Genomic DNA, 7,696 nt, shown 5'->3' with positions numbered 1-7,696 from the left:
CGGCCGCCCGCCCCGCGGCAATCAGCGCATCTGCCTGCGCGGGCGGAACGGTACACAGCACCTCGTAATCGTCGCCCCCCGCAAGCAGCGTCTCGACGCAAACGACGTTGCGGGCAATCAGGCTTGCTGCCGCGGCCGAGAGCGGCACGCTTGCCACGTCGACCACGGCCGAGACCCCGGACGCTGCGCAGAGTTTGGTCAGATCGCCGGCGAGCCCGTCGGAGACGTCCATCGCCGCGGTCGCATGATCGCGCACGGCCCATGCCAGCGGGTTGCGCGGCTGCGGCACGCGATAGCGGGAGACCAGGGCTTCCCTTGCCGCCGGATCGGTCGCAAGCGCTGCGGCAGCGGCACCACCCGTGAGCACGTCGAGGCCGAGCGCAGCGTCGCCGATCGTGCCGGTCACCAGGATGCGATCGCCTGGCCTCGCGCCGGTCCGGCCGACCATCCGCCCCTGCGGCACGCGGCCGAAGGCGGTGATCGAGATCATCTGCGGACCCGGCGTCGACACCGTGTCACCGCCGAGCAGCGGACAGGCGAATTCCTTTGCGTCCTCGCCCAGCGCGTCCGCGAAGGGCTGGAGCCAGGCATCCTCCCTGCTGCGCAGCGCCAGCGTCAGCACGAATCCTGCAGGCGTCGCGCCCTTGGCGGCGAGATCGGACAGGTTCACCCGCAGCGCCTTGCGCGCGATGGTGTCAGGGGGATCGGTGGCAAGATAGTGCACGCCTTCGATGACGGCGTCGGTGGTGACGACGATGTCATCGCCGAACGACGACAGCACCGCCGCGTCATCGACCAGACCGAACGCGCCGGGATCGGTCGCCAGCGGCTTGAAATAGCGCGCGATGAGGGAGTCTTCGGCGGAGGGGTTTTGCGTGTTCGTCATCGGCGCCGGCCTCAAACTTCGCTGTCATCGCCCAGCCAGTGCGCACTTGCGCACCAGGACCGGGCGATCCAGTACGCCGCGAAGCCGATTATCAATCACCGCTGCCGCGGCGTACTGGATCACCCTCTTTCGCGGGTGATGACAGCGGAGTGAATGTCTACCCCCGTCCGAACTCGTCGCCGCGAAATTGGCGGCCGATCTGGTCGAGCACGGCGTTGACCATGCCGGTCTCCTCGCGGTCGACGAAGGCGTTGGCGACGTCGACATATTCGGAGATGACGACGCGGCCCGGCACGTCCTTGCGGTGCTCCAGCTCATAGGCCCCTGCCCGCAGCACCGCGCGCAGGATCGCTTCGATCCGCTTCAAGGGCCAGCCCTTCGACAGCGCCTCGTCGATCAGGGGATCGAGCTTCTTCTGGTCGCGCACGACGCCCGAGACGACGTCGCGGAAGAAGGCCGCCTCGGCCGGCAGGTAGGTGTCGCCCTCGACCTCGTTGCCGAGCCAATGGCTCTCGAACTCGGCGAAGATGTCGTTGATGCCGGCGCCGGCGATATCCATCTGGTACAGCGCCTGCACCGCCGCGAGCCGCGCCGCGCCGCGCCGGTTCGCCTTCTTCTCGTTTGGCCCTGCCGGCTTCTTGGTGGGATCAGCCATGGCTTCAGGCCCGCGCCATGCGGCGTTTGATGCGCAACATCGCAAGCGCCGCACGTGCGGCATCGCCGCCCTTGTTGAGCTCGCTGGCGCGCGCCCGCGCCCAGGCCTGCGCCTCATTGTTGACGGTGAGGATGCCGTTGCCGAGCGGCAGCTTTCGCGCCACGGCAAGATCCATCAGCGCGCGCGAGGATTCCTGCGACACGATCTCGAAATGGATGGTGTCGCCGCGGATCACGCAGCCGAGCGCGATCACCGCGTCATAGGGCTTTCCGTTCGCCGCCGCCGCGTCGATCGCGATGGCGACTGCCGCAGGGATCTCCAGCGCGCCGGGAACCGTGATCACGTCATGCGTCAGGCCCGCCGCCTTCAATTCGGTCACCGCGCCGTCCAGAAGCGCGTCCTGGAGATCGTCATAGAACCGCGCCTCGACAATCAGCGCGCGCGCGCCGGAAATGTCGGTCTGGTCCTTCAGGGGTGCGCGCCGCGCGTCTGCCATCGTCTCAATCCGTTTACTGGGGTCGGCGCGTTATGTAGTCGCCGCGGGCACGTAAGCCAAGTTCAAAGACTGTCATTCCGGGGCGCGAAGCGAACCCGGAATGACGACTACGCCGTCATTTCCGTCAGCCGCGCCGCGTAGCGGGCCATCAGGTCGACCTCGATATTGACCTCGTCCCCCGCCTTCCAGCCACCGATCGTCGTGACCGAGAGCGTGTGCGGGATGATCAGCACCGAAAAAGTCACGTCCCTGACCGTATTGACCGTGAGCGAAACGCCGTCGAGCGTGATCGAGCCCTTGGTGGCGATGAACCGCGCCAGCTCCCGCTTGGTCGAGAGCTCGAACCGCGCCATGTCGGGCAGATCCTCGCGGCTGACGAGGGTCGCGATACCGTCGACATGGCCGGCGACGATGTGCCCGCCGAGCTCGTCGCCGATCTTGAGCGCGCGCTCGAGGTTGAGCTTCGTTCCGAGCTTCCAGTGCTTTGCCGTGGTCAGCGCCAGCGTCTCGGCCGCCGCATCGACGTCATACCAGGTTTTGCCGCCTGCGACGCCGGAGGCAACCACGGTCAGGCAGACGCCGTTGCTGGCAATCGAGGCACCGTCGGCGATGGTGGTCTGATCGTAGCGGCAGGCGATGCGCAGCCGGTGCAATTGCCCTTGCGCCACAGGCGTGAAGCTGACGATCTCGCCGATATCGGTGACAATGCCGGTGAACATTACGCGCGCTCGTAGATGGTGAGAGTATCCTTGTCGAATGTTTCGCTAGCATGAACCTTGTAGGCCTGCGACTGCGTGATTTTCGACAGGGGCAATGCATCGAGCGCATCGACGCCGCCGCTGCCCACCGCTTCCGTGCCGCGGAACAGCCAGATCTCGTCGACGAGGTCGGCCGCGACGAACGAAGCCGCAACGCGGCTGCCGCCCTCGACCATCAGGCGGGTGATGCCCTTCCCGGCCAGCGCATGCAGCGCGGCCGGCAAATCGAGCCCGGAGGCACTTGCCGGCGGGATGCGGATCACTTGCGCGCCGGTCGCGCCGAGACGTGTTGCTGCCGCGGCTTCCGCAAGGTCGGAGCCCATCACCCAGAGCGGCGTCTCGCGCGCGGAGCCTATGAGCTTGCTTCCCCCGGGAATGCGCAGGCTCTGATCGAGCACCACGCGCACCGGCGAGCGCGCCGCCATGCCCGGCAGGCGGCAGGTGAGAAGCGGGTCGTCCGCCAGCACCGTGCCGATGCCGACCAGGATCGCATCGCTCTGCGCCCGCAGGAGATGCACGCGATTGCGCGCCGCCTCCCCCGTGATCGCGACCGGCTTGCCGCCGGCGGCGCCGATCTTGCCGTCGGGCGAGACCGCCAGCTTCAGGATCACATGCGGGCGCTTGTCCCGGATGCGACGGAAATGCCCGGCATGGTCGAAGGCGGCTTCCGCCGCGCACAGGCCTACATCTACCGTGATGCCGGCGGCGCGCAGGCGCGCATGGCCCTGCCCCGCGACCTCAGGATTGGGATCCTCGATCGCCGCCACCACCCGCTTGATGCCGGCCGCGATCACCGCATCGGCGCAAGGCGGCGACTTGCCGAAATGCGAGCAAGGTTCGAGCGTGACGTAGAGCGTGGCGCCGCGTGCGGTCTCACCGGCCCGCCGCAGGGCTTCGGGCTCGGCGTGCGGACGCCCGCCCGCCTGGGTCCAGCCGCGGCCGACGATGACACCGTCCTTGACGACGACGGCACCGACCGCCGGGTTGGGCCAGGTGCGTCCCTGCCCGCGGCGTCCGAGCGCCAGCGCCAGCTCCATGAAGCGGCGATCGGCGTCCCTGGCCTCGCGGGCCTTCTGCGCGAACTGATCCTCCAGGATACGGAAGATCATTTGCGGATCGCGGCGAGCCGCGCTTCCTCCTCACCGGAGAGCTCGCCGAGCACGTCGGCGAAATCCTTGGCCTCGCGGAAATTGCGATAGACCGAGGCGAAGCGCACATAGGCGACGTCGTCGAGCGTGCGCAGATGCTCCATCACGGTCTCGCCGATCACCTCGGAGGAGATCTCGGCCTCGCCCCCGGTCTCGAGCTCGCGCACGATGGTGGAGACCATCTTCTCCACCCGCTCCGGCTCGACCTGCCGCTTGCGCAAAGAAATCTGCACCGAGCGCATCAGCTTGTCGCGGTCGAACGGCACGCGGCGGCCGTTGCGCTTGATCACCGTGAGCTCGCGCAATTGCACGCGCTCGAAGGTGGTGAAGCGGAAATTGCAGGCGACGCACACGCGCCGCCTGCGGATCACGGAAGAGTCCTCGGTCGGACGCGAGTCCTTTACCTGCGTATCGAGACTATTGCAGTTCGGGCAGCGCATCCTCGTGGCCCAGCCTTACTGATAGATCGGGAACCGATCGGTGAGCGCCTTGACGCGTTCCTTGATCGCGGCTTCCACCAGCGGCGCCTTGCCGTCGTCCGACTGCGCGATCGCATTGAGGACCTCGGCGATCATGCCGCCGACCTGCTGGAATTCTGCGACGCCGAAGCCGCGGGTGGTCGCCGCCGGCGTGCCCAGACGAATACCGGAGGTCACGAACGGCGACTCGGGGTCGAACGGAATGCCGTTCTTGTTGCAGGTGATGGCAGCGCGAACCAGCGCCTTCTCCGAGGCGTTGCCCTTCAGGCCCTTCGGCCTGAGATCGACCAGCATCAGATGGTTGTCGGTGCCGCCGGAGACGATGTCGAAGCCGTGGCTCTTCATCGCCTCGGCCAGCGCCTTGGCGTTCTCGACGACGTTCTTGGCGTAGACCTTGAAGTCCGGACGCAGCGCCTCGCCGAAGGCGACCGCCTTGGCCGCGATCGCGTGCATCAGGGGGCCGCCCTGCAGCCCCGGGAAGATCGCCGAGTTGAACTTCTTGGTCAGCGCCTCGTCATTCCACAGCATCAGGCCGCCGCGCGGACCGCGCAGCGATTTGTGCGTCGTCGTCGTGGTGATGTGGGCATGCGGCACGGGCGAGGCATGCACGCCGCCGGCGACGAGGCCCGCGAAGTGCGCCATGTCGACCAGCAGATACGCGCCGACGCTGTCCGCGATCTCGCGGAAGCGCTTGAAGTCCCAGGCACGCGAATAGGCCGAGCCGCCCGCGACGATCAGCTTCGGCTTGACCTCTTCGGCCTGCTTCTGGACCGCGTCCATGTCGATGATCTGGTCCTCGCGGCGCACGGTGTAGTGCGCGGCCTTGAACCATTTGCCGCTCATGTTGACGGGCGAGCCGTGGGTGAGATGGCCGCCGGCCGCAAGGTCGAGGCCCATGAAGGTGTCGCCGGGCTGCAGCAGCGCCAGGAACACCGCCTGGTTCATCTGGCTGCCGGAGTTCGGCTGCACGTTGGCGAATTTGGCACCGAACAGCTTCTTGGCGCGATCGATCGCGAGGTTCTCGGCGACGTCGACCCACTCACAACCGCCATAGTAGCGCGCGCCCGGATAGCCTTCCGCGTATTTGTTGGTCATCACCGAACCCTGCGCTTCCAGCACGGCCCGGCTGACGATGTTCTCGGAGGCGATCAGCTCGACCTCATGGCGCTGCCGGCCGAGCTCGCCCTTGATGGCGGCGGCGATTTCCGGGTCGGCCTGCTCGAGCGAGGCAGTGAAAAACGAATCGGGCGCGGAGGCGGTTTTTGCTGAAGTCATCTTGCGAATATCTCCACCGCCGCAGCCTTTTGGCGGGCTACGGGCGGGTCTGGTGTGGCGATCGGAAGCACGCGCGATCTACCACATCGCCCGCAACAGGCCAAGCATTTGCGGGTCGGGCCTGATATTTATGCAAGATATGGTGGAGGGTGGCGGTTTTCGGCACTTGGGCCGGCTCTGGGGAGCCGCCCGTCCACCCCTCCCGAATGGGGCCGCTTTGGGCCCTAACTCCTCATCCGTGGAGCCGCCGGCTGTCTATCACAGCCCGGTATACCCCGCCTTCACAGGGTCCACGCTGCCGTCGAGCTGGCGCAGATAAGTCAGGCCGCACACCGTCAACCTGTGCGGGTCCTTCTCGCCCGCTTCCATCAGGGTGGTGAGGTAGTTCGTGACCTTGGCCCGTGCCTCCTCGCTGGCCGCAGCGGTGCGGTTGGCGAGCAGGTCATAGGTCTGCATGATGCGGTCGATGGCGGCTTCCATGGCACCCTCTGGTTCGTGCGATATTCTGGGTTCGTCGGTATTTTGCGACTGTTGATCAGGCAACCGCGCGGGCCTCGGCCTGCGCCTGGAACCGGGCGATCGCCGTGTTGGCGAGCCGGATCTTGTTGAACTCCCCGTTCTGGAGCAGCTTGATGATGATCCCGAGCAGATGTTCGTCGGTCACGAGCGTATCGGCAATCGCGCCGGACCGGCGAAGGTAGTTCGCGGCAATGGCGTAGGCCTCGCTCACGAGTTCCACGTTCATCGCCTGCAACCCGCGCTCGACCAGCATCGCCCTGTCTCCGATCCGAAGGAGATAAGCGCCAAGCCCGGAACTGGTTCCTCGGGGTCGCAAAATTTTCTTCGCAGGTGCAAAATGCAAAACGCACCGGTCCGGGGGCAACTCCGGGCCGGCGCGCTGGGGAAGTTGAGGCACGTTCGGGCGGCTTGCCGGTCTTGTTGCGGGCCGGCTTGGCCTTATCCCTTGGAAACTCAGAGCCGATACAGGATCTGGTCGGTCCAGAACCGCTCGAGGCGGTGCAGCGACTTGTTGAGGGTCGAGAATTCCTCGCCGGAGATGCCGCCGACCTGCTCCACCGTCTTGACGTGCTTCTGGTAGAGCGCATCGACGATGCGGCGGACTTCCTGGCCCTGCGGGGTCAGGCGAATGCGCACCGAGCGGCGATCGACGCGCGAGCGCTGATGATCGAGGAAGCCGAGCTCGACGAGCTTCTTCAAATTGTAGGAGACGTTGGAGCCGAGATAGTAGCCACGCGTGCGCAGCTCGCCCGCGGTCAGCTCCTTGTCGCCGATGTTGTAGAGCAGGAGAGCCTGCACCGAGTTGATGTCCGCGCGGCCGCGGCGATCGAATTCGTCCTTGATCACGTCGAGGAGCCGGCGATGCAGCCGCTCCACCAGAGTCAAAGCTTCCAGATAGAGCGACTGCACCGAACCCTGCTGGCCGGAGACGCGCTCTGCGGTATCTGCCGCAGTTGCGACGGCTTTCATCATGACACTTCCCCTGTTGTCGTTTTTATCGACACTTATTCGACGAAACTTGTGTCCCGTCTGATAGGTGCAACTTAAGGGGCTCGTTTGAAGATCGGCTTAAATAAGAGAATAAAGAGATCATGAATTTAAGACAGTGAATTGCGGATTAAGCCTGTGCCACAAGCACTTTTCGCAACGCTCTGTTGACCTTCGCAAGGTCCTGTTCACCCTCCGTCCGCCGCAACTGTCGCATTCCAGAACAGCCCCGCTTCGTTTCGAAACGGGCGCGTAACGGCTGTGGCGGAACCGGCCGGTCAACGAAAACTTACCGCAAATTTTAGGCAACCAACGGTCAACCAAACCGGCACAACTCCGCGCGCTCCGATCTCGTGTCCCGGACAAGCGCAGCGAAGCGGAGCGCAGAGCCGGGACCCAGAAAGCCAAAAGCGGGATCGCGGAGAGATGGGCCCCGGCTCTGCAACGCAACGCCAGCAAGTGCGGCGCGCTGCGTTGCGTCCGGGGCACGAGA

10 protein-coding genes are annotated in these 7,696 nt (G+C 65.8%); all 10 read right to left on the bottom strand.

The window, feature by feature from the left end:
- Positions 1-886, bottom strand: an 886-nt coding sequence (gene thiL / locus IC66_RS0136535) for a thiamine-phosphate kinase (protein ID WP_038950916.1), incomplete at its 3' end; no start/stop codon positions are given.
- A gap of 157 nt (positions 887-1,043) precedes the next feature.
- Positions 1,044-1,541 carry a transcription antitermination factor NusB gene (nusB, locus tag IC66_RS0136530; protein ID WP_028144409.1) on the bottom strand — a complete coding sequence of 166 codons (498 nt, stop codon included), beginning with the start codon at positions 1,539-1,541 and terminating at the stop codon, positions 1,044-1,046.
- Positions 1,542-1,545: 4 nt separating this feature from the next.
- Positions 1,546-2,037 carry a 6,7-dimethyl-8-ribityllumazine synthase gene (gene ribH, locus IC66_RS0136525; protein ID WP_028144410.1) on the bottom strand — a complete coding sequence of 164 codons (492 nt, stop codon included), beginning with the start codon at positions 2,035-2,037 and terminating at the stop codon, positions 1,546-1,548.
- 107 nt (positions 2,038-2,144) lie between these two features.
- Positions 2,145-2,756 carry a riboflavin synthase gene (locus tag IC66_RS0136520; RefSeq protein ID WP_038950915.1) on the bottom strand — a complete coding sequence of 204 codons (612 nt, stop codon included), beginning with the start codon at positions 2,754-2,756 and terminating at the stop codon, positions 2,145-2,147.
- A complete protein-coding gene (gene ribD / locus IC66_RS0136515) occupies positions 2,756-3,904 on the bottom strand; it encodes a bifunctional diaminohydroxyphosphoribosylaminopyrimidine deaminase/5-amino-6-(5-phosphoribosylamino)uracil reductase RibD (protein WP_038950914.1) in 1,149 nt (382 codons plus the stop codon). The genes IC66_RS0136520 and ribD overlap by 1 nt, the downstream gene beginning before the upstream one ends.
- Positions 3,901-4,383, bottom strand: coding sequence for a transcriptional regulator NrdR (gene nrdR / locus IC66_RS0136510; RefSeq protein ID WP_011087793.1), 483 nt, complete (start codon positions 4,381-4,383; stop codon positions 3,901-3,903). The genes ribD and nrdR overlap by 4 nt, the downstream gene beginning before the upstream one ends.
- A 15-nt stretch (positions 4,384-4,398) precedes the next feature.
- Positions 4,399-5,697, bottom strand: a complete 1,299-nt coding sequence (gene glyA, locus IC66_RS0136505; protein ID WP_038950913.1) for a serine hydroxymethyltransferase — start codon at positions 5,695-5,697, stop codon at positions 4,399-4,401.
- 258 nt (positions 5,698-5,955) lie between these two features.
- Complete coding sequence (locus tag IC66_RS0136500; RefSeq protein WP_028144414.1) at positions 5,956-6,177, bottom strand: hypothetical protein; 222 nt, start codon at positions 6,175-6,177, stop codon at positions 5,956-5,958.
- Between the two features lie 55 nt (positions 6,178-6,232).
- Complete coding sequence (locus IC66_RS0136495) at positions 6,233-6,469, bottom strand: hypothetical protein (RefSeq protein WP_028144415.1); 237 nt, start codon at positions 6,467-6,469, stop codon at positions 6,233-6,235.
- Positions 6,470-6,669: 200 nt separating this feature from the next.
- Positions 6,670-7,188, bottom strand: coding sequence for a transcriptional regulator LdtR (gene ldtR / locus IC66_RS0136490; RefSeq protein ID WP_018320040.1), 519 nt, complete (start codon positions 7,186-7,188; stop codon positions 6,670-6,672).
- Positions 7,189-7,696 lie beyond the last annotated feature (508 nt).

The organism is Bradyrhizobium genomosp. III (assembly GCF_000261705.1).
GTDB classification, from domain to species: Bacteria; Pseudomonadota; Alphaproteobacteria; order Rhizobiales; family Xanthobacteraceae; genus Bradyrhizobium; species Bradyrhizobium ottawaense.
This window is presented reverse-complemented; position numbering and strand designations above follow the sequence as displayed.